The following is a 714-nucleotide window of genomic DNA, read 5'->3' as shown; positions in this document are numbered from 1 at the left end:
TCTTTTCTCCGGGTTATTTGGCAAGATTATATACCCAAATAACCCAAAGGTGTTTGCCTAACAACAGGTGCGTCACCTGCCGGAGAGTTTATGCACGAGAGCGAGATGCTCGAAAGAGGGTAATCGCTTTGGCACTAAAATACCCAAGGATCATGCCAATCCAGTTGGTACTCAAATCGTCAAAGCTGAATGAACGGCTTTCAATAAACAACTGGCTAAATTCTTCCGCCGAGATGATCAGTAGTAAGCAAAACAGCAGTCGAATCCCGAACGCATCCATTTTGGTTGCGTGGGTAAAGCGAGGGAAGGTAAACACAGCGAGAAAACCAATCAACATGCTAAACGTAAAATGCAGCGTGCTTGAGCCTCCAACATAGTTTTCCATATTCAGATAAACGGCATGATTTAGCTCTGAACTCTTCCACAAAGAAAGGCCGATGGTCAGTAGAGATATAGAAATAAAACCTAAACGTGCGATCGTCGAAGTCATCGTTACCCCACCGGAAAGAAGCCTAAATAGCGTTTTACAAAATAGAGCGCGGCAAGGTTTTGGATTGCCATGCCGATCGCCATTGCCCACGCAGCCCCCAGAACGCCGTAGCTTTGGCTAAGAAAAACCAAAAGAGCGATGGAAATAGTGCCTGAACAAATCGTGATGTATTTCATCGTTCTCTCATGGCCGCTCATTAGCAATAAAAATCCTACCGAGCCAGT

General features: G+C 45.2%; 2 protein-coding genes. Both read right to left on the bottom strand.

Going from position 1 to position 714, the window contains the following annotated elements:
• Positions 1–88 precede the first annotated feature (88 nt).
• A complete protein-coding gene (locus tag R7040_RS26470) occupies positions 89–490 on the bottom strand; it encodes a VanZ family protein (protein ID WP_025522879.1) in 402 nt (133 codons plus the stop codon).
• A 2-nt stretch (positions 491–492) separates the two neighbouring features.
• Positions 493–714 (bottom strand): polysaccharide biosynthesis C-terminal domain-containing protein (locus tag R7040_RS26465; RefSeq protein WP_318097579.1); only part of this gene is annotated, 222 nt, incomplete at its 5' end.

The sequence above is a fragment of the Vibrio sp. 1069 genome (assembly GCF_033340555.1).
This window is presented reverse-complemented; position numbering and strand designations above follow the sequence as displayed.

What these genes read in the sequence shown, in the direction of transcription:
- R7040_RS26470 (WP_025522879.1), bottom strand. Translation starts at nt 490, where the DNA reads ATGACTTCGACGATCGCACGTTTAGGTTTTATTTCTATATCTCTACTG.